This window comes from Acinetobacter sp. TY2 (assembly GCF_046269225.1).
Taxonomy (GTDB): Bacteria; Pseudomonadota; Gammaproteobacteria; order Pseudomonadales; family Moraxellaceae; genus Acinetobacter.
This window is the reverse complement of record NZ_JBJZOR010000002.1, coordinates 155431-174598: the sequence shown is the minus strand read 5'-3', so window position 1 is coordinate 174598 and position 19168 is coordinate 155431. Positions and strand designations below refer to the sequence as shown.

The window sequence follows — 19168 nt, the reverse complement described above, 5'->3', positions numbered from 1 at the left end:
ATTAATCAACTGAGGAATTGTTCATGAGTCAAATCGTTGACATTCGTGCACGTGAAATTTTAGACTCTCGTGGTAACCCAACCATCGAAGCAGACGTAATCTTAGAATCTGGCGTTGTTGGCCGTGCATGTGCACCATCTGGTGCTTCAACTGGTTCTCGTGAAGCTTTGGAACTTCGTGACGGTGATAAATCACGTTACTTAGGTAAAGGCGTTAAAACAGCTGTAAACAATGTAAACACACTTATTCGTGATGCTTTAATTGGTAAATCAGTATTTGAGCAAAAAGACATCGACAATACGATGATCGCTCTTGATGGTACTGAAAATAAAGAAAAATTAGGTGCGAACGCAACTTTAGCGGTGTCTTTAGCTGCGGCACGTGCTGCTGCTGAGGAAAAGAAAACTCCACTTTTCCAATACATTGCAGACTTACGTGGTCAATCAATCTTGACTATGCCTGTACCAATGATGAACATCATCAACGGTGGTTCACATGCAGACAATAACGTAGATATTCAAGAGTTTATGATTGAGCCAGTAGGCTTTACATCATTCTCTGAAGCTTTGCGTGCAGGCGCAGAAATTTTCCATTCTTTAAAATCAGTATTAAACAAAAAAGGTTTAAATACTGCTGTTGGTGATGAAGGTGGTTTTGCACCAAACCTTCGTTCTAACGAAGAAGCAATTACGGTTATTCTTGAAGCTATTGGTCAAACAGGCTACAAAGCAGGTTCTGATATTATGCTTGCGCTTGACTGTGCATCTTCAGAATTCTACAAAAATGGTCAATATATTCTTGCAGGTGAAGGTAATAAAGCATTCACAAGCAATCAATTCTCTGACTATTTAGCAGGTCTTGTAAATCAATATCCAATTATTTCTATCGAAGATGGTTTGGATGAGTCGGATTGGGAAGGTTGGTCATACTTAACTTCAATTCTTGGCGACAAAATTCAGTTGGTTGGTGATGATTTATTTGTTACTAATCCTAAAATTCTACAACGTGGTATTAATGAGAAAGTAGGTAACTCTATTCTTATTAAATATAACCAAATTGGTACGTTGACTGAAACTTTAGATGCAATCTATCTTGCGAAGGCAAATGGTTACTCTACTGTTATTTCACACCGTTCAGGTGAAACAGAAGATTCTACGATTGCAGATCTTGCTGTTGGTACTGCTGCTGGTCAAATCAAGACAGGTTCATTGTGCCGTTCTGATCGTGTTGCAAAATATAACCAATTACTTCGTATTGAAGAATTAACAAATGCTGCTTACCGTGGCAAAGCGGAATTTAAAGGTTTAAATTAATTTTTATAAATTGATTTAGCTTTAAAAAACCACTCCCTTGTTTGAGGTGAGTGGTTTTTTATACTCACTATTAGAGCGTGGGAGGATTGTTTAATGAAAATGTGTAATGTAATACTCACATTTTGTGAGTAATCTCATATGAACTTGGTTGTAGTGATGTGTATCGGAATTACATGAGACTTCCACAAAAGATTTAAGCCGATTAATTTTAAGTGAATTTCTATCGGTTTTCGGTCACTTGAGGAGTAATGATATTATTTATTCGTAAGACTTTAGAGGGCATTGAATAATACTGAATTTGAATTTTTGTGACTATTTTTTTGGAATATTTTATAGGATTGAAAATATTCAAATATCTATGCTTTAATATATTTACAGACAAACAAAGCATCGTATATAAATATCAAAAAAGTTTTGTTCAACTTTTGCAGTTTTACCACAGTAAAACGTTCTCCACACAAAATATTTAAGGTATATTAGTACCTTAATTTAATGCTGTTACATAAGACAAAAATTCATGTTAGAAGTCTTTAAAACTACTTCAAGTAAAGTCATTCTGATAGTTGCAGTTCTGATCACTATTGTACTTCAGTATCACTTTTGGTTAGGTGAGGGCGGTTATTTTCCTCATCAAGCTTTACTTCAGCAAGTGAAACAACAATCTGAGGTCAATGACGAACTCAAAGAGAGAAACAGAATTCTCGCTGCAGAAGTGTATGATTTAAAAAATGGTGCAGAAGCGATTGAAGAGCATGCTCGTTTGGATTTAGGTCTGATTAAGCCCCATGAAACATTTGTACAAATGAGTACCATTAGTACCCATTACAAACCTATTTATTCTGATAATACTGACGTAGATCTAAGAACCAATGAAGATGAGCTTCCACCTGAACAACCGTAAATTATGGGCGGTGATTCCTGCTGCGGGTTCAGGTAGCCGCTTTTCAAAAACAGAATTAAAACAATATCAAGTGATTGGAGGGAAAACAATCCTTGAGCATACGATTTCTCGTTTGGCACAATTGCCTTTAGCTGGTTATGTTTTGGTGATTGGTGCTGATGATCACTTTGCTGCAACACTTTCTTTTAATCAGCCTGAAAAGGCACATTTTTGTCAGGGTGGAAAAGAACGTGTTCATTCAGTCTTGAATGCTTTGCACTATTTAAAAGCTTTTGCTGCGCCGGATGATTTGATTTTTGTTCATGATGCTGCACGTCCTTGCGTCACATTGGAGTGTCTGGAAAATTTGGTTGAAACAGCATTAGTTGAAAACTGTAGCGCTATTTTAGCCATTCCTGTCCGAGATACATTAAAACGTGTATATTCATCATCACAACAAATTGAGCACACAGTCAATCGTGAACAGTTATGGCAAGCACAAACACCACAAATATCGACCTTTGCTACATTGACACAAGCCATTGAGCAAGCCATGTATGCTGACATTGTCATTACAGATGAAGCGAGTGCACTTGAATTTATGAGTGAAAAAGTGATAGTAGTTGCAGGTCGTTCCGACAATTTGAAAATAACCTATCCAGATGATTTAGAGTTAGCAAAACTCATTTTAGCGGTGCAACAAAAAGTTAAATAATTCACCATTACACTATGTTTTCACTTCTGATTTAACTCTATAATTTCGCATTCGAATGACAAAGTAAAAGATGTATAAATGATACCTACTCAGCAGTATCGTTTTTTAAGACGATCTTTGCGTGATGGACGCAGTCTTAATGAACAAACCTCCCGATGGGATAAATTGCATCTCGATCCATGGTTGCTGTTGTTTTTGATTGTTAATGCGGCGCTTGGTTTGCTAATGGTTTATAGCGCATCCAATGAAGATATGTCGATGGTGATGCGCCAAGGCATTAGCTTTGCTGTGGGTTTTGCCCTGATGTTTGCTTGTGCACAAGTTCCGCCTAAGGTCTATCAGGCAGTGAGCCCTTGGTTTTATTTTATTGCTATTTTATTGCTCATTTTGGTTCTATTGGTCGGTGACGTCCGCTTGGGTGCAAAACGTTGGTTGACTATTCCAGGTATTGGCAGTATGCAACCGAGTGAGTTTATGAAGTTTGCCATGCCTTTGATGATGGCTTGGTATTTCTCTCGTCAACCGCTGCCGCCTAAATTTAAGCATATTGTTGTTGCATTGATTATCATGGTCGTACCATTTGTTTTGGCATTACTGCAACCTGACCTTGCGATTGGGATTATCATTGGCGGTATTTTTGCACTATTCCTCAGTGGAATGTCATGGAAACTGATTGGTGGAGCAATGGCTGCTTTAGCAGTATCATTTCCGATTATCTGGACATTTGTACTCCAAGCTTATCAAAAGAAACGTATTTTGACTTTATTCGATCCTGAATCAGATGCATTGGGTGCAGGTTGGAATATTATTCAGTCTAAAATTGCTATTGGCTCAGGTGGTATTTTTGGTAAAGGCTTTTTAGGGGGGACGCAGTCACAATTGGGCTATCTACCTGAACATCATACAGACTTTATTATGTCGACCTTTGCTGAAGAGTTTGGATTTATTGGGGTATTTTTCCTCTTTAGTTTATATGCAGCCATTATTTTTCGTTGCATGATGATTAGCTTGAACTGCTTTCATAATTATGGTCGACTTCTAGCAGGAACCATTGGTCTATCATTATTCTTCTTTGTTTTTGTCAATTCGGGAATGGTTGCAGGGATTCTACCTGTCACGGGTGATCCATTGCCACTGATGAGTTATGGTGGTACCGCTGTAATTGCATTGCTTGCAAGTTTCGGCATAGTAATGTCGATTCATACCCATAAATAAAATAATAATATTTAAAATATTAAAAAGGGTAATTCTAAAAATGAATTACCCTTTTTTTATGCAGTTTAGATACATTATTTTTATAGAAAATCACAGCAGACTTTGAGTGTAGTTCAGATGTATCTCAGTTGTGATGCTTTGTACTTTGATGATTTAAGCGCTTGAAAAGTCATTTTTTTCGTCATACATTAAATTAACTATAAATAAATTTATTAAAATTCATGCTATTTATTTATATATTAAAAGCTCATTATCACGATAACAATTAGGTTGAATTATTATGCATATTGTCATTCTCGGAGCTGGTGTTATTGGTACAACCTCAGCTTATTATCTTAGACAAGCTGGGCATGAGGTAACTGTCATTGACCGACAGCCTAATGTTGCACTCGAAACAAGTTTTGCTAATGCAGGGCAAATATCACCAGGTTATGCATCACCATGGGCAGCACCAGGTATTCCACTAAAAGCTTTTAAATGGATGTTTCAACCACACTCACCTTTAGCAATTAAACTCACGGGTGATATGTATCAATATCAGTGGATGATTCGTATGTTGGCGGAATGTAATAGCAATCGTTATCACATCAATAAAGAACGAATGGTGCGTTTGTCTGAATATAGCCGTGATTGTTTAGATGAGTTACGTGCAGAAACGGGTATTCATTTCGATGAACGTCAGTTGGGAACGCTGCAATTATTTCGTAAACAAGAGCAACTTGATGTTGCAGGTAAAGACACAGAAGTCTTAAAAGAAGAAGGTGTACCTTATGAGTTGTTGGATAAGCAAGGTGTGATTGGTGTGGAACCTGCACTTGCAGATGCGACAGTCGATTTTGTTGGGGGGCTTAGATTGCCTAATGATCAAACGGGAGATTGTCAAAAATTCACCACGGAACTTGCTGAATTGGCGATTAATCAAGGTGTAGACTTTTTATTTAACACGGTGATTGAAAGTATTGAAAAAGATGCCGATCAAATTTCTGCAATTGTGCTCCGTGATGGTTCGAAAATTAAAGGTGATGCTTATGTAATGGCATTGGGTAGTTATAGTCATGATATGTTGCAATATTTAGATATTGAAGCGCCAGTATATCCACTAAAAGGCTATTCAATTACCACCAAAATTATTGATCCTGCAATGTCGCCTGTATCTACGATTTTGGATGAGTCTTATAAAATTGCAGTGACCCGTTTTGATGATCGTATTCGTGTTGGAGGAATGGCAGAGTTAAATGGTTTTGATCGTTCTTTGAAATCGAGTCGTGAAAATACCTTGTTGATGGTGTTACAGCAATTATTTCCGAAAGCAAGCGATGTATCCGATGCACATTTTTGGACAGGCTTAAGACCTGCTACACCTGATGGTACGCCTATTGTTGGTAAGACCAAGTATAAAAACTTATATACCAATACAGGACATGGCACTTTAGGTTGGACGATGTCATGTGGTTCTGCAAAATTACTCTCTGATATTATTTCGGGTAAAACACCTCAAATTGAATACGATGATTTGAACGTATTCCGTTATGATTCGGTGAAGCATTGATGCTTATGCGACTTTAGTCGAGTCAGTTGTATTTACCATGGGATAGTATTTGATCTATGGATGAAAATGGCATATACATTGCTTATAAGGATATGTAATAAAAATAGATGATTGCAGGAGAGAAGTCTTTTAGACTCGCCGAAGGAGCAACGACCCCGGAAACTCTCAGGCAAAAGGACTGTAATCATTGAAAAACTCTGGAGAGAAGTTGCTGTCAATTAAAAAAACAAGTAACTCACCGAAGGGGATGGTAAATTTCTGAATAATTTGGTTATTTATCGAAGCTCTCAGGTACAAATGACAGATGGGGCATACATTGAAAATGCAAAATCATGCATTTCAAAGGAGTGTGCGTATGTGTCATATCGTAATTATTGGTTCAGGGATCACGGGCGTAACTTCTGCCTACGAACTTTCTCAACTGGGTTATAAAGTAACTGTTATAGATAAGCATTTATTCCCTGCAATGGAAACCTCATTTGCCAATGGTGGGCAACTTTCAGCTTGTAATGCCGAAGTATGGAATCAAAAATCCACAGTACTGAAAGGTATAAAGTGGATGGCAAATAAAAATGCACCACTTTTGCTCAATCCTTCTTTCGACTTGCACAAATATGCATGGTTAGTCGAATTTCTCGGTAATATTAAGCATTATGAATCGAATACCCAAGATACTGTAAAAATGGCATTGTTGGCACGACAACGATTATTCAATATTGCAGAACAAGAAGGTATTGATTTTGATCTCGAAAAACGTGGGATTTTACATTTTTACCATTCTGAATATGATTATAAAATTGCGACTGATGTGAATAATCTTTTATGTAAAGGTGGATTAGAGCGTCATGCAGTAACATCCGAAGAAATTAAAAAAATCGAGCCATCATTAACAGGTGAATATTACGGTGGTTTTTACTGTCCTGGTGATGCGACAGGTGATATTCATAAATTTACCACAGGACTTGCCAAAGCCACTGAGAAATACGGTGTGAAGTATCTTTTTGGTATGGAAGTGGTCAATGTCGAACACACAGCAAATGGAGTGAATATTCAATATCATCCAAGCATTGAAAATGTCGTAGGTGCTGATGGGCAATCTGTCACACTCGAAAGCTTACAAGCCGATGCGGTAGTGGTATGCGGTGGTGTCGGAAGCTATCACTTGGCGAATCAATTGGGTGATCGAGTCAATGTCTATCCTGTAAAAGGTTATTCAATTACGGTACAACTTGATGATGAAAAAAGTGTTAATGGTGCACCGTGGGTCAGTCTGCTCGATGAGAGTGCAAAAATTGTCACTTCACGTTTGGGAGCCGACCGCTTACGTATTGCAGGAACAGCGGAGTTTAATGGCTATAACCGTGACATTCGTTCAGATCGCATTCAGCCTTTAACCGATTGGGTCAATAAAAACTTCGATATTTCAACTGAACATTGTGTGCCTTGGGCAGGACTTCGTCCAATGATGCCGAATATGATGCCTGTGGTCAGACGAGGAAAACGTGAGCGTGTTTATTATAATACTGGACATGGTCATTTGGGTTGGACATTGTCTGCTGCTACTGCGGTAATGATTAGTAAAGAAATTGCCACAGCGCACCCTGTGTAAATTTCAAATTCACTTTCAGTACATCAGCATGAATTAATTTTATGCTGATGATTTTAACCTTTGTAAAGATTATAACCTTCAAATTTTTTATTGATTTACATATCTTTCTATATTTCAATCTTTTTTTGAATTGTGGTCTGAGTGGGTGCAAAATTTACATTATGTCGTTCTAAATACTACTTTATGCTTTTGCATTGTTTAGGGTGTTGTTTTTGATCGTTTAAATAATCTTGCGTATATTGATTCAGCCATTGTTTAAATGTTGTATTTTCTCGAATACGATCAAAAATCTTATTTTTTTTAAACTCTTCAGGTTTAATGGTTTCAGCGGTATCAAAATTTAATTGTCGTAGATATTGAAGCGCTTTTTCAGGTTGATTGTAAAGTGCATAAATTTTGGCATGAAAATTTAGATCACGTTGCGGTGTTGTTGATAAATTGTCAAAATAGAGTTTAAAAATAGTTTCTTTATTTTGATCTAAAAAATCTTGTGCCTTTTGTGGATCTTGTTGATATAAATACTGATAGTGGAGTTGTACTAAAACAATAAAATTACCACCTTCATAAACTTCTTCTGAATATTCTAAGTATTCATTCAAGGGTTCTTGCAGTATTTGGGCAATCTTTAACTGCTGGGAGGGTTCAATATTTTCTTGGCTAAAGGTAATTTGTAATTCACTCAAAATATCGTAATACGCCCGACGATTTTTAGGTGTGGATGAATCTTGTTCATACAATAGCGTTGCATAGTGACGTGCTTTTTTCAGATCATTTATGCTTAATTTAGAATGTGGGTCATCACGTTCAAAGGTTGATTGTCGAGCGTAAAAAATGGCTAAATTATATAGTAGATTATTGTAATCACTAGAGTTTGCTTCTAATAACCTGAGATAAGACTGTTCTGCTTGATTGCTTTGTATTTGTGATAATGCAGGGCAACCTTGCTGTGATAAATATTCGGCATAGGCTGCATGTAAATTGGCAGAATTGGTATAAAAAGCAGCTTCTTTTTGATTGAAACTTTTTTTATGTGATAGTTGAATCATTTGTGAATGTACAGATTGAAAACCATCTAAAACCTTTTGCTCATTATTGAGAGTAATTGTTTGAGGGTTGATAAATTGCTGACTTAACTGTGCAAATTTTTGGTATTTATGCTGATTGATCCAAGAGGTACAGCCTGAAAGTGAAAGTGTTAAAATCAAAATAGAGCCGATAATATTATTATTTTTCATTCTGTATTTCACTTTAGATTAGCACTTAAAAATACGATGAGAATGTTCAATCCGTTTGTGATTGATACATAATTATCATAAAAACAACAGAGGTTTTAAGCAAGGGGGGAATTGTACAATCAGAATATTTTAAAATGAGAACAAAAAATAAGAAATCTTTCGTTCCCAGTATTTTTATATTTTCAAAATTTTAAAGACGTGTGAAGATTTCTTCTTTATTCAAACGAGATTTAGGCAGTTTAGCATTGAAATCTGCATCACTACGATAACCCAAAGTCATAATTACAGATGGAATTAAACCTTTTGCAATCAGGTCTAATTCTTCAGTAATGATGTCTTCATCAAAACCGCCAATCGGTGTGGCATCAATACCTTCAATTCCTGCTGCTAGCAGCATTTGTCCTAAAGCAATAAAGGTTTGATTCTCTGCCCAACGCTGAATATCACCTTTTTCATTACGATAATAATCGACATAACCTGTACGACCATCTTTTTGCCCCTGCTTGGCTGTGGCATCTTTAAAACGGCCGCTTTTATCATCTTGATTCAATAAGTTATCTAAATGATCTTCGGTAATATCAGCTTTAGTGCAAAACAAAATAGTATGTGAAGAATCCAATACTTTGGGAGCATTATAGGCATATTTACCCACCAATGATTTTGCAATACGTTGCTTAGCCGCATCATTTTCAATAATAAAAAAATGCCAAGGTTGAATATTGATGGATGATGGTGCTAAGCGAAGGATTTCAAGTAGGCGTTCAAATTGTTCTTGCGGGATTCTTTTTGAAGCATCATAGGCTTTTGTGGTATAGCGATTTTTTGATACGGTTAATACATCCATGCGACACTCTTATATCGAAAATTTTCGATATTATAAACTGAATTTGAATAAATTAGATCAACCGAATCGTAAATAAACGTGAAAATGATCATTCTTAGAAAGCTCTGTATAAAAAGCAGAACCTGAAGGATGACGAACAATATAATTTCCTAATGTGTCCTTAGCAAATATGTTTATGGTTTAACTTTGATACCAATCTAATGAAATTTGTTTCCAATAATAGTTCTTTGAAGCTTGATGAGGATATATCTTTGAACGACTATTTCAAAACCGTTCGCCAAATTTTTATAAATATTTTTATGATCAAGTTTGTTTATGGTTCTCTGAACAGCCTCATTTAAATAATTTACTGACATTTTAACCTTTTAAATGATGACATAATATCCAAAAGTTGTAATGAGTATTACAGTAGATTAAATGTGCAAACATTTGTTTATTTTAAATTGCAAAACTACTTATTTTACTTCGATTATGAAAAGACTCCTAAACTTTGTTCAAGAGCCAAATTTCTGAAACGCAATAATGATTATAAATTAATAAGCATAATTTAAATCGGTATATTTATCTAAAGACATTGCAACATGGTTGTTAATGAATTCACGAATGTCTTGTGGAGTCATTGCTTGACCTTGTTTTGTAATGACATGCTCAGCAGGTGCTTGACCTTCTGCTGTAATACGATAAACAAAATTACGTGCGATACTGTAGTTTGAATTATTTAAAACAATACTTGTGGTATAAATATAGCGATGATCAAAGTTAAGATCGGTATTCGAAAAGATAAATTGTTCGAAGAGTTTAAGTGCAGCGCCTTCTTCGATCGCCTGAATTTCATCAATAATCGTTTTGTCTAAATGAATGTCGTAGCGTTCGGAAATCGCTTGTCCATCTATTAGTAAGGATACTTTGTCATTTTCATGGTGATTGACAGTAATATTGCTAAAATTAGACATTAGAAAATTCACACTCATAAATTATTCAATAAATGATAGCAAAAAATGTAGATAAACCGTGAGAAAGTCGTATGAAGCCTGAACAATTACGCCATTAACAACAGGATTGAATTAATTGAGAAAATTAAAAAATGCCAAAAAATTTTCGATTAAACAATTTTCCATTGAATTAGCTGATAATTTGCATTTCTATCCACTTCTAAAATCATCGCTTCAGAGGTTTTTTCACGCCAATCACCTAAGACAATTCTAGGTTTTCCATTTACATCGTGAATCATTGGTTTATGCGTATGCCCATGAATAAGGACATCAACTTGGCTTAAAGCCTTTTCAACAGCTTGTTGATTCACATCCATGATTTCATAGGTTTTATTTTGCTGAGAAGCATGGCTTTTTTTACGAAAACCATTAGCCAATTTTTGTCTAAAAGAAAGTGGTGTGCTTTTTAAAATACCCAAAAGAATTGGATTGCGAATGATTTTTCTAAACCTTTGATAAGATACGTCATCGGTACACAATGCATCGCCGTGTTCAATTCTAAATTTTTTATTGGCAATGTTCAGTGTAAATTCATCAGGTAATAATTGACCATTAAACTGATTTAAGAATTTTTGTCCTAAAGCAAAATCACGATTTCCAACTTGAAAATAAACTTTATTTCCTGCTTGGGTAAATTGTTTTAAATGTTCGACGATTTCAGAAAGCCATGGGGCAGTATAGTCATCACCAATCCATGCATTAAACCAATCACCGAGAATATAAAGTTGGGTTGGTTTTGTGAAATTATTATCTTTATATTGTTCAAGCAAATCTAAAAACCCCCGAACGAGTCGAGGGTGATCAGGTGATAAATGTAAATCAGCGATAAACAGATGGGTCACTTATTGTCCTTTATTAAAATCTCCCTAAGTCCCTTTTTACGAAAGAGGGACTTTTCTTCCTTTTATAAATTGGAAGTTCCTCCCTTTATCAAAGGGAGGTTAGGAGGGATTCTATTACTCAGAAATAATCTTAGCAGATTCAATCACAACGTTTTCTAAAGGAACGTCAGCATGATAACCACGGTTACCTGTACGAACGCCTTTAATTTCGTTGACGATGTCTAGACCTTCAGTCACTTTACCAAATACTGCATAACCCCAACCCTGAGCAGTTTTGCCTGAGTGGTTAAGGAAACCGTTATTGCCAACGTTAATGAAGAATTGAGCAGAAGCAGAGTGAGGCGCTTGAGTACGTGCCATTGCAATTGTACCCAAATCATTGGTTAAGCCATTATCAGCTTCGTTTTCAATAGAATCACGTGTTGATTTTTCTTTGAAGTTTTCGTCCATGCCACCGCCTTGGATCATGAAACCATCAATAACACGGTGAAAAATAACGCCATCATAAAAACCATCACGAACGTATTCTAAGAAGTTAGCAACAGTTTTAGGTGCTTTTTCAGAATTTAGTTCAAGGACAATACGTCCTTTATTGGTGTTTAATTCGACTTGAGGAAAACTCATTCTATAATCTCCTGATCATGACTGAAAAAGCCATGGGTTTTTGGTTGAGAGAAGCATAAGCAAACTGTAAACTACAAGGCAAGCAAAAATGCAGATTTCTTTTGTCTATAGATTCAGAAATGCATTTTTATTATCCTATTTTATCTTAAAGAAGTGATTTATCAACTATGAAGCCAAATGATGTTGTTTCAGACCTGCCAAAGAACCCGACAACCAATACCGCACCTGTCGATGCTGCGCAGCAAGAACAACAGGCAGGCTTGGACTTTATTCGTCAGGTAATCACTGAAGATATTGGTGCAGGACGCGTATCATCTGTGGTGACACGTTTTCCACCAGAGCCGAATGGTTATCTACATATTGGTCACGTAAAAGCTATCTGCCTGAATTTTGGTATTGCAGATGAGTTTCAAGGTTTATGTAACCTTCGTTTTGACGATACTAACCCTGATGCAGAAGAACAGGAATATGTTGATGGTATTGCCAACGATGTAAAATGGTTAGGTTTTGAGTGGGAAGGTGAGCCACGCTATGCATCAAGCTATTTTGATCAATTACATGCTTGGGCAATCCAATTGATTAAACAAGGTGATGCTTATGTCGATTTACAATCTGCAGAAGAAATTCGTTTAAACCGCGGTAATTTTGTTGAACTCGGTAAAAACTCTCCATATCGTGATACCTCGGTTGAAGAAAACCTTGAACGTTTTGAAAAAATGAACAATGGTGGCTTTGGTGAAGGTCAAGCGGTATTGCGTGCCAAAGTGGATATGGCATCACCAAACGTTCATATGCGTGATCCCATTTTGTATCGTGTACTCCATTCTGAACATCACCAAACAGGTGATAAATGGAAAATGTACCCGATGTACGATTATGCGCATCCATTATCAGATGCGATTGAAGGTATCACACACTCGCTCTGTACGTTAGAATTCCAAGATCACCGTCCGTTCTATGATTGGATCGTGGAAAAAGTTAAATCGCCTACAGTTCCACATCAATATGAGTCTAGCCGTTTAAATATTGATTATACGATTACCTCTAAACGTAAATTACGTAAATTGGTAGAAGGTGGTCATGTTAATGGATGGGATGACCCACGTATGCCAACAGTTGTTGGTATGCGCCGCCGTGGCTTTACTCCTGAAGGTTTACGTGATTTCTGTAAACGTGTTGGCGTATCGAAAACAGATGGTATTGTTGATGTAGCTATGCTTGAGTTCTGTATTCGTCAATCTCTTGAAAATACTGCAGCACGTGGTATGGCGGTTTTAAACCCACTGAAAGTAACATTAACGAACTTACCTGAAGCGATGGACTTGGTTCATGCTCGTCATCCAAATGTTGATATGGGGGATCGAGTTATTCCCTTGACTTCAGAAATTTATATTGATCGTAAAGATTTTGAAGAAGTAGCACCAAAGGGTTTTAAACGTTTGATTCCTGAGGGTGAAGTGCGTTTACGTCATGCTTATGTTATTAAATGCGATGAAGTGATCAAAGATGCCAATGGTGACGTAGTTGAGTTGAAATGCTCAATTGATCCTGAAACTTTAGGTAAAAATCCTGAAGGGCGTAAGGTGAAAGGCGTTGTGCATTGGGTTTCTGCGACAAAGGGTCTTCCTGCGGAAGTTCGTATTTATGATCGTTTGTTCACTGAAGCAGCGCCTGATGTAGATGATGATTTCCTTGCTCATTTAAATCCTGATTCATTACAAATTGTTCAAGCTATCATTGAGCCTGCTTTGGCACAAGCGCAACCTGAAGATCGTTTCCAATTTGAACGTGAAGGTTATTTTGTGGCAGATCAATATGATCATACGAGTGACAAGCCTGTGTTTAACCGTATCTTAGATTTAAAAGATAGTTTTAAACCGGGTAAATAATCTGAGTTTTAATTTGATTCAGTTTTAAAATTAATAAAAAACCTCATTCTTGGATGGGGTTTTTTTATATTTAGTCGTTAGTATGCAGTAGGTTGATAAATAGCCTAAGCAGATTGTTGTGTTTATTCAATCAAAATATTTACATTAAGTTACATTTGAAAAAATCTATTAAATCAGTGAATGGATATTATTTTTTTTGTTCTTGTTTTTTAAGCATAATATAGGCAGGTAAATGCATTTTACGTTGGGTGCGTAATTTAAGTTTAATATACCAAACTAGGGCGAAAGCAGTCGTTGCAATGGTGAGGAATAAACCATTCATATAACTCATAATTGAACTGACATAGCCAATTGTAGTGAGTCGATTCATCATCTTGACAACTTGAGGACTACTTTCGATTCCTGTAATTGCCCAACTACATAAATGTTCACAGTTATTAATAATCAGGTGATAGTGGTTTTCATTCATTCGAGAACGCATACGGCGTACCACAGCACGACCTCTAAATTTAGGTTGATTATAGGTATGAATGAGGATGGGTTTGCCCCGAGAAAATTTTTCGATAGTAGTGATTTCTATAGGCTTTTTTTTGAATAAATGCGCAAATCCTGAATAGTGGATGACACGACCCCGTCCGGCATAAATTCCGTGATGGCTATAGCCAAAATTTTTGACAATGAGATGACTGCCAAGCTTGTATTTGTCTGAACGTTTTTGCATAAGTCCTATAGATTCCAATAAAGGTACATCTGTATTTTATTGAAAGGGTGATTTGATTATACCTAAAAACCGAGTGGTGAGTAGACTAAAAAAGTAGGTTTGTCTATTTAACTGCAAAATTATGTGACAAACTTTGAATTAAATAAAGTCACTTTTCGAATTATTAAATCTGAGTATATTGAGATGATTATTCATGGTTTTATAACAAAAAACTTAATATTGATGGGGTTGGTGGTTAGCTTGTTGGGGTGTCCTTCAGGTTCTGCTGAAGTGATTTATCAGAATGCACAGTATAAAAATATGCATCTAGATATTTTTAAGATCAGTGATTTTAGGCAATTAAAACTTTTTTTAAATGATCAAAATAAACAGCCTTATGGTTATTTTAAAAATGTGCAAAAAGATCTTAATGCATGTCAAAGCTTAGTATTTGCAATGAATGCTGGAATGTATCATCCAAATTATCAACCTGTCGGTTTATATATTGAAAATGCTCAGCAGTTAAAAGCGCTTAATACAGAAAAAGGTTTTGGTAACTTTTTTATGCAGCCCAATGGGGTGCTTGCTTGGAATTCAAAAAATGCTGTGATTGCAACAACAAATGAACTCCAAAGTTCGAAAGAATTTAAAAATTTAAATCCACTCTATGCGACTCAGTCAGGTCCCATGCTTGTCAGTCATGGGCAAGTGAATGCCACATTTCAGAAAAATGCTCAATCACGTAAAATTCGTAATGGTGTTGGCATTAAAAATCAGACACTGTATTTTTTGATCAGCCGTGAGCCAATCAATTTTTATGATTTTGCACAAGTCTTTAAAACACAATTAAAAATTGATAATGCACTTTATTTGGATGGGACTATATCAAGTGCTTATCATCCTAAGCTAGATAGTCCTAAACAACATTTCAAACTGGGTCCAATGGTGGGATGGGTCAACAATGAAAACTGTGCTCATTAATACGTGCGATGGTTTGTAGTTATATTATATAAAAGTATTTTTATTATGAAAAAAGGTCATCTAAAGTTGGATGACCCTTTACTTTTTGATTGTAAAGACTCTTATATTAAAAATGAAAAATGCTTAGTTTGTTTCACTTTCAAGTAAAACCGAACCAAACTGCTCACGTAAATCTTTTTTCAGCATTTTTCCTGTGCCTGTCAGTGGAATAGAGTCCACAAAAATTACACGGTCAGGAATTTGCCATTTAGCAATTTTATCTGAGAAATAATCGAGTAATTCAGCTTCGGTAATATCGCTATCTTGTGCCTTAATAGCAATAATAATTGGGCGCTCATCCCATTTACGATGAATAGCAGCAATAGCGGCAGCCATTGCAATTTTAGGATGTCCCATCGCTATATTTTCAAGCTCAACAGATGAAATCCATTCACCACCCGATTTGATTAAATCTTTTGCGCGGTCTTGCAAATTAATAAATCCATCAGCATCTATGGTTGCAATATCACCTGTGTCGAACCAGCCATCTTCAGTTAATGCACTTTCATTTTTACCATAATAAGCGTTAATGATCCAATGACCTCGAATTTGTAGATTACCTGAGGTATTGCCATCATTCGGTTGTTCAACCATACCTTTTTCTTGTTCAGTAATACGAACTTCTACGCCAAACGGTGGACGACCTTGAGACAGGCGAATTTGTAATTTTTCATCATCAGATAAAGCATTGTGCTTCGATTTTAATTGGTTCAATGATCCAAGTGGGCTTGTTTCGGTCATTCCCCATGCGTGAATTGTTTCGCAGTCATACACATCACGGAACGTTTTCATCATCGCAGGTGGGCAGGCAGAACCACCTATGACATTGCGTTTTAATGTTGGAAGTGAGCTATTTACAGCTTTTGCTGCAAGCAATAAACCTTGCCAAATGGTCGGAACACCAAGAGCAATAGTGACTTTATATTCATCAATCAGCGCAGTTAAACTAGCGCCGTCAAGACCTGGTCCAGGCAATACCAGTGTACAGCCGACCATTGCAGCAATGTAAGGTGTACCCCATGCGTTGACATGGAACATTGGAACAACAGGGAGCATGATATCACGAGCCGAAAGGTTTAAAGAGTCAGGCATTGCACCTGCATAACTCTGTAAAACGGTTGATCGATGAGAGTAGAGAGCTCCTTTTGGATTGCCTGTTGTACCTGAGGTATAACATAGTGAACTTGCTGTATTTTCATCAAATTCAGGCCATTCGTATTCTGCAGATTGTTCTGCAATGACGACATCATAGAATTTAACATCTGGAATGGCATCGGCAACGTCTTGGTCAAATGCACTTAAGCAAATGAAGTGTTCAACATTAGGTACATGGGGTTTAACGGCTTTGATGAGCGGTAAAAAGGTTTTATCGAATAAAATGACACGGTCATTGGCATCGTTAATAATGAAAACCAATTGTTCTGGAAATAAACGTGGATTGATGGTGTGACAGACTAGCCCACTGCCTGAAATAGCGTACCAAGACTCAAGATGACGATGGTTATTCCAAGCGATCGTTGCAACTCGATCACCTTGTTGCATGCCTAAAGCATTAAGTGCATTGGCAAAGCGTTTTGAGTTTTCAGAGATATGTGTCCAATCTGTTTTCGTAATGGTGCCGTCTGTATTTTTAGAAATGATCTCGGTATCACTGTGATAGCGTGCTGCATGTTTTAACAGGCTGCTGATCAACAGCGATTGAAACATCATACGTCCTTGCATTTTTTATATCCTTTACATGTACTTGAATTTTAGATTCTGTTTTTATATCTTTCCTGACTCATTTTCCTATAAATGGAAAAAAAGAGCTTGCTTTCATCCTAACCGAATCACAGGGTTAATCAAGTTAATTTAAGCAAGTTTTTATTTTATTTTTCAAATTAAATATGGCAAAACAATAGCTTGTATTATTCTCATTATATGAAAATGAAAGCGAACAAATACAAAAAATATTTTAATTTTTATTAAAATGAATACTTGAATAATCATGGGAATATGATAAATATAATAGGGTAGCAAATTTTGATATTGATATTTCAGGATGGAATATCGTCAGTTGCTTTAGCCAAGGATAGAGAGGTAAATCTATAATGTTAAAACTATTAAGGGAATTTTTGTGTATTCACATTTACGAATACGAGCATCAAGCAGGGGATGTTGAGCATATAGAGTGTCGTAAATGCGGAGTTCATAAAGCGCATTAATTTAAGTTAAAAATACATGATCCACTACAAAATCGAAGTGCATAAACACTTCGATTTTTATATTTGCAGTTAAATTTTTCATTATTACGTTGAAGCCGTTACACTGCATCTATATTCAAATTGAAATGATGTGCTATGCCAAAAGACTTTTCTAAGCAAACCTATGTTGTAGATGATGTACTTGCTGATACTTTAACGTGGCTTTGTCATCATCAAGATATTTTTGATGCATTTGAATATGATGCGCTTACTCAAATTTTAAAAGTGCATCATGCCAATGGTACAGATCAGATCCGAGAAGGTATGTTTCTGAATGCCAAATACGGTATTTTAATTACTTCGTTATAACTTTATGTTGTAATCAAAATGTATAAAAATGGCATAAAATTAGATTTCATTTTATGCCATTTTACTTTTAAAGTTTAGAACTAGGTATTAGGTTTTAACCTGCCATCGCATCAACAGATAGTTCAGCAACTGTCTGTTTGGCTTTCTCGGCTTGTAAGCCGAGTTTTTGGAAGAGTTGTTTGTCTTTACCATCGCCTGCATTTGGCGTAGTTAAGAGCTTTTCACCACTAAACAAGGAATTTGCACCTGCCAAAAATGCCAACGCCTGATCAGAGTCAGATAATGCTTCACGACCTGCAGATAAACGTATATAACTTTTTGGCATAATAATACGAGCAACTGCGATGGTGCGAATCCATTCAGTAACATCTAATTTTTCGACATCGGCAAGTGGTGTACCTTCAATAGGAACTAACATATTGATTGGTACAGATTCAGGGTGCATAGGCAATGTTGCTAATTCTTGGAGTAAACCTACACGGTCATTACGGTTTTCACCTAAACCGACAATCCCACCACTACATACTTTCATACCTGCACTACGAACATGATCAAGCGTATCTAAGCGGTCATCAAAAGTACGTGTGCTAATAATATGTGAATAATATTCACGAGAAGTGTCAAGATTGTGATTGTAGTAATCAAGTCCAGCTTCGTGTAATCGTTCAGCTTGAGATTGATTGAGCATACCCAATGTCATACAAGTTTCTAAGCCTAATGCCTTTACTTCACGTACCATTTCTAAAACATAAGGCATATCACGCTCATGTGGATTACGCCAAGCAGCTCCCATACAAAAACGTGATGAACCTGATTCAAGAGCGTCTTTTGCCTCGCTAATCACTTTGTCTACAGCAATGCGCTTTTCGGCTTCTAGTTTTGAATCATAATGTGCTGATTGTGAACAATATTTACAATCTTCAGGACATTTCCCCGTTTTAATAGATAGTAAAGTACTGACTTGAATGACATTGGCATCAAAATATTCACGGTGAATTTGCTGAGCCTTAAAAACAAGATCCATAAAAGGTTGTTCATAAAGATGTTGAATTTCTTCACGCGTCCAATCGTTGCGGGTGGTCATGGGTCAAATCCGTGATATATACGTTATTTATGTTTTATCATACAGTGTTTGTGCAAAATCCAAAGGGCAAAAATGTACAAAGTTGATGGGATCTGTCGATAAAAA

Annotated in this window: 17 protein-coding genes and 1 riboswitch; of the genes, 9 read left to right on the top strand and 8 right to left on the bottom strand. The window is 36.3% G+C overall.

The window, feature by feature from the left end; all coding sequences use genetic code 11:
* Nucleotides 1-23: 23 nt before the first annotated feature.
* The 6 genes from eno (at nucleotide 24) to ACK1JC_RS01990 (ending at nucleotide 7281) form a co-directional block, all read left to right on the top strand.
* On the top strand, nucleotides 24-1313 hold the full coding sequence (gene eno / locus ACK1JC_RS02015) for a phosphopyruvate hydratase (protein WP_409510174.1): 1290 nt from the start codon (nucleotides 24-26) through the stop codon (nucleotides 1311-1313).
* A 517-nt stretch (nucleotides 1314-1830) separates the two neighbouring features.
* Entirely contained in the window at nucleotides 1831-2214 is a 384-nt protein-coding gene (locus ACK1JC_RS02010; protein ID WP_409510173.1) for a septum formation initiator family protein, read from the top strand.
* Nucleotides 2183-2908 (top strand): 2-C-methyl-D-erythritol 4-phosphate cytidylyltransferase, encoded by a 726-nt coding sequence (ispD, locus tag ACK1JC_RS02005; RefSeq protein WP_409510172.1) that lies wholly within the window; start codon nucleotides 2183-2185, stop codon nucleotides 2906-2908. The genes ACK1JC_RS02010 and ispD overlap by 32 nt, the downstream gene beginning before the upstream one ends.
* Nucleotides 2909-2986: 78 nt before the next feature.
* Nucleotides 2987-4123, top strand: a complete 1137-nt coding sequence (gene rodA, locus ACK1JC_RS02000) for a rod shape-determining protein RodA (protein WP_409510171.1) — start codon at nucleotides 2987-2989, stop codon at nucleotides 4121-4123.
* A 280-nt stretch (nucleotides 4124-4403) separates the two neighbouring features.
* Nucleotides 4404-5672 (top strand): D-amino acid dehydrogenase, encoded by a 1269-nt coding sequence (locus ACK1JC_RS01995; protein ID WP_409510170.1) that lies wholly within the window; start codon nucleotides 4404-4406, stop codon nucleotides 5670-5672.
* A gap of 104 nt (nucleotides 5673-5776) precedes the next feature.
* A riboswitch (glycine riboswitch) is annotated at nucleotides 5777-5863 on the top strand.
* Nucleotides 5864-6027: 164 nt separating this feature from the next.
* On the top strand, nucleotides 6028-7281 hold the full coding sequence (locus ACK1JC_RS01990) for a D-amino acid dehydrogenase (protein WP_409510169.1): 1254 nt from the start codon (nucleotides 6028-6030) through the stop codon (nucleotides 7279-7281).
* Nucleotides 7282-7457: 176 nt separating this feature from the next.
* Here ACK1JC_RS01990 and ACK1JC_RS01985 read toward each other — a convergent pair whose 3' ends face one another.
* From ACK1JC_RS01985 to ACK1JC_RS01965, 5 genes are all read right to left on the bottom strand, one after another.
* Complete coding sequence (locus ACK1JC_RS01985) at nucleotides 7458-8516, bottom strand: hypothetical protein (RefSeq protein WP_409510168.1); 1059 nt, start codon at nucleotides 8514-8516, stop codon at nucleotides 7458-7460.
* A gap of 190 nt (nucleotides 8517-8706) precedes the next feature.
* The gene (gene nfsB / locus ACK1JC_RS01980) at nucleotides 8707-9360 is read right to left on the bottom strand and encodes an oxygen-insensitive NAD(P)H nitroreductase (protein WP_409510167.1); all 654 of its coding nucleotides are present in this window, start codon (nucleotides 9358-9360) and stop codon (nucleotides 8707-8709) included.
* 533 nt (nucleotides 9361-9893) lie between these two features.
* Nucleotides 9894-10313, bottom strand: a complete 420-nt coding sequence (locus ACK1JC_RS01975; RefSeq protein ID WP_409510166.1) for a hypothetical protein — start codon at nucleotides 10311-10313, stop codon at nucleotides 9894-9896.
* 149 nt (nucleotides 10314-10462) lie between these two features.
* Nucleotides 10463-11194 carry a UDP-2,3-diacylglucosamine diphosphatase gene (locus tag ACK1JC_RS01970; protein WP_409510165.1) on the bottom strand — a complete coding sequence of 244 codons (732 nt, stop codon included), beginning with the start codon at nucleotides 11192-11194 and terminating at the stop codon, nucleotides 10463-10465.
* 114 nt (nucleotides 11195-11308) lie between these two features.
* Nucleotides 11309-11818, bottom strand: a complete 510-nt coding sequence (locus tag ACK1JC_RS01965) for a peptidylprolyl isomerase (RefSeq protein ID WP_409510164.1) — start codon at nucleotides 11816-11818, stop codon at nucleotides 11309-11311.
* A gap of 167 nt (nucleotides 11819-11985) precedes the next feature.
* Between ACK1JC_RS01965 and ACK1JC_RS01960 the strand changes: the two genes are divergently transcribed.
* On the top strand, nucleotides 11986-13707 hold the full coding sequence (locus tag ACK1JC_RS01960) for a glutamine--tRNA ligase/YqeY domain fusion protein (protein ID WP_409510163.1): 1722 nt from the start codon (nucleotides 11986-11988) through the stop codon (nucleotides 13705-13707).
* 187 nt (nucleotides 13708-13894) lie between these two features.
* Here the strand turns inward: ACK1JC_RS01960 and ACK1JC_RS01955 are convergent, their stop codons facing one another.
* Nucleotides 13895-14428 (bottom strand): lecithin retinol acyltransferase family protein, encoded by a 534-nt coding sequence (locus tag ACK1JC_RS01955; protein ID WP_409510162.1) that lies wholly within the window; start codon nucleotides 14426-14428, stop codon nucleotides 13895-13897.
* Nucleotides 14429-14551: 123 nt separating this feature from the next.
* Between ACK1JC_RS01955 and ACK1JC_RS01950 the strand changes: the two genes are divergently transcribed.
* A complete protein-coding gene (locus ACK1JC_RS01950) occupies nucleotides 14552-15388 on the top strand; it encodes a phosphodiester glycosidase family protein (RefSeq protein WP_409510161.1) in 837 nt (278 codons plus the stop codon).
* Nucleotides 15389-15511: 123 nt separating this feature from the next.
* On the opposite strand, the gene ACK1JC_RS01945 is transcribed toward ACK1JC_RS01950, so the two are convergent.
* Nucleotides 15512-17149, bottom strand: coding sequence for a long-chain-fatty-acid--CoA ligase (locus tag ACK1JC_RS01945; protein WP_409510160.1), 1638 nt, complete (start codon nucleotides 17147-17149; stop codon nucleotides 15512-15514).
* Between the two features lie 617 nt (nucleotides 17150-17766).
* Between ACK1JC_RS01945 and ACK1JC_RS01940 the strand changes: the two genes are divergently transcribed.
* The gene (locus ACK1JC_RS01940; protein ID WP_409510159.1) at nucleotides 17767-17979 is read left to right on the top strand and encodes a hypothetical protein; all 213 of its coding nucleotides are present in this window, start codon (nucleotides 17767-17769) and stop codon (nucleotides 17977-17979) included.
* 94 nt (nucleotides 17980-18073) lie between these two features.
* Here ACK1JC_RS01940 and bioB read toward each other — a convergent pair whose 3' ends face one another.
* Nucleotides 18074-19063: a biotin synthase BioB gene (bioB, locus tag ACK1JC_RS01935; RefSeq protein ID WP_409510158.1), complete on the bottom strand. Its 990-nt coding sequence runs from the start codon at nucleotides 19061-19063 to the stop codon at nucleotides 18074-18076.
* Nucleotides 19064-19168: the final 105 nt, after the last annotated feature.

Excerpts from the sequence above, each read along its gene's own strand:
- eno (WP_409510174.1), top strand. The coding sequence starts at position 24 with ATGAGTCAAATCGTTGACATTCGTGCACGTGAAATTTTAGACTCTCGT.
- ACK1JC_RS02010 (WP_409510173.1), top strand. The coding sequence starts at position 1,831 with ATGTTAGAAGTCTTTAAAACTACTTCAAGTAAAGTCATTCTGATAGTT.
- ispD (WP_409510172.1), top strand. The coding sequence starts at position 2,183 with ATGAAGATGAGCTTCCACCTGAACAACCGTAAATTATGGGCGGTGATT.
- rodA (WP_409510171.1), top strand. The coding sequence starts at position 2,987 with ATGATACCTACTCAGCAGTATCGTTTTTTAAGACGATCTTTGCGTGAT.
- ACK1JC_RS01995 (WP_409510170.1), top strand. The coding sequence starts at position 4,404 with ATGCATATTGTCATTCTCGGAGCTGGTGTTATTGGTACAACCTCAGCT.
- ACK1JC_RS01990 (WP_409510169.1), top strand. The coding sequence starts at position 6,028 with ATGTGTCATATCGTAATTATTGGTTCAGGGATCACGGGCGTAACTTCT.
- ACK1JC_RS01985 (WP_409510168.1), bottom strand. The coding sequence starts at position 8,516 with ATGAAAAATAATAATATTATCGGCTCTATTTTGATTTTAACACTTTCA.
- nfsB (WP_409510167.1), bottom strand. The coding sequence starts at position 9,360 with ATGGATGTATTAACCGTATCAAAAAATCGCTATACCACAAAAGCCTAT.
- ACK1JC_RS01975 (WP_409510166.1), bottom strand. The coding sequence starts at position 10,313 with ATGTCTAATTTTAGCAATATTACTGTCAATCACCATGAAAATGACAAA.
- ACK1JC_RS01965 (WP_409510164.1), bottom strand. The coding sequence starts at position 11,818 with ATGAGTTTTCCTCAAGTCGAATTAAACACCAATAAAGGACGTATTGTC.
- ACK1JC_RS01960 (WP_409510163.1), top strand. The coding sequence starts at position 11,986 with ATGAAGCCAAATGATGTTGTTTCAGACCTGCCAAAGAACCCGACAACC.
- ACK1JC_RS01955 (WP_409510162.1), bottom strand. The coding sequence starts at position 14,428 with ATGCAAAAACGTTCAGACAAATACAAGCTTGGCAGTCATCTCATTGTC.
- ACK1JC_RS01945 (WP_409510160.1), bottom strand. The coding sequence starts at position 17,149 with ATGCAAGGACGTATGATGTTTCAATCGCTGTTGATCAGCAGCCTGTTA.
- ACK1JC_RS01940 (WP_409510159.1), top strand. The coding sequence starts at position 17,767 with ATGCCAAAAGACTTTTCTAAGCAAACCTATGTTGTAGATGATGTACTT.
- bioB (WP_409510158.1), bottom strand. The coding sequence starts at position 19,063 with ATGACCACCCGCAACGATTGGACGCGTGAAGAAATTCAACATCTTTAT.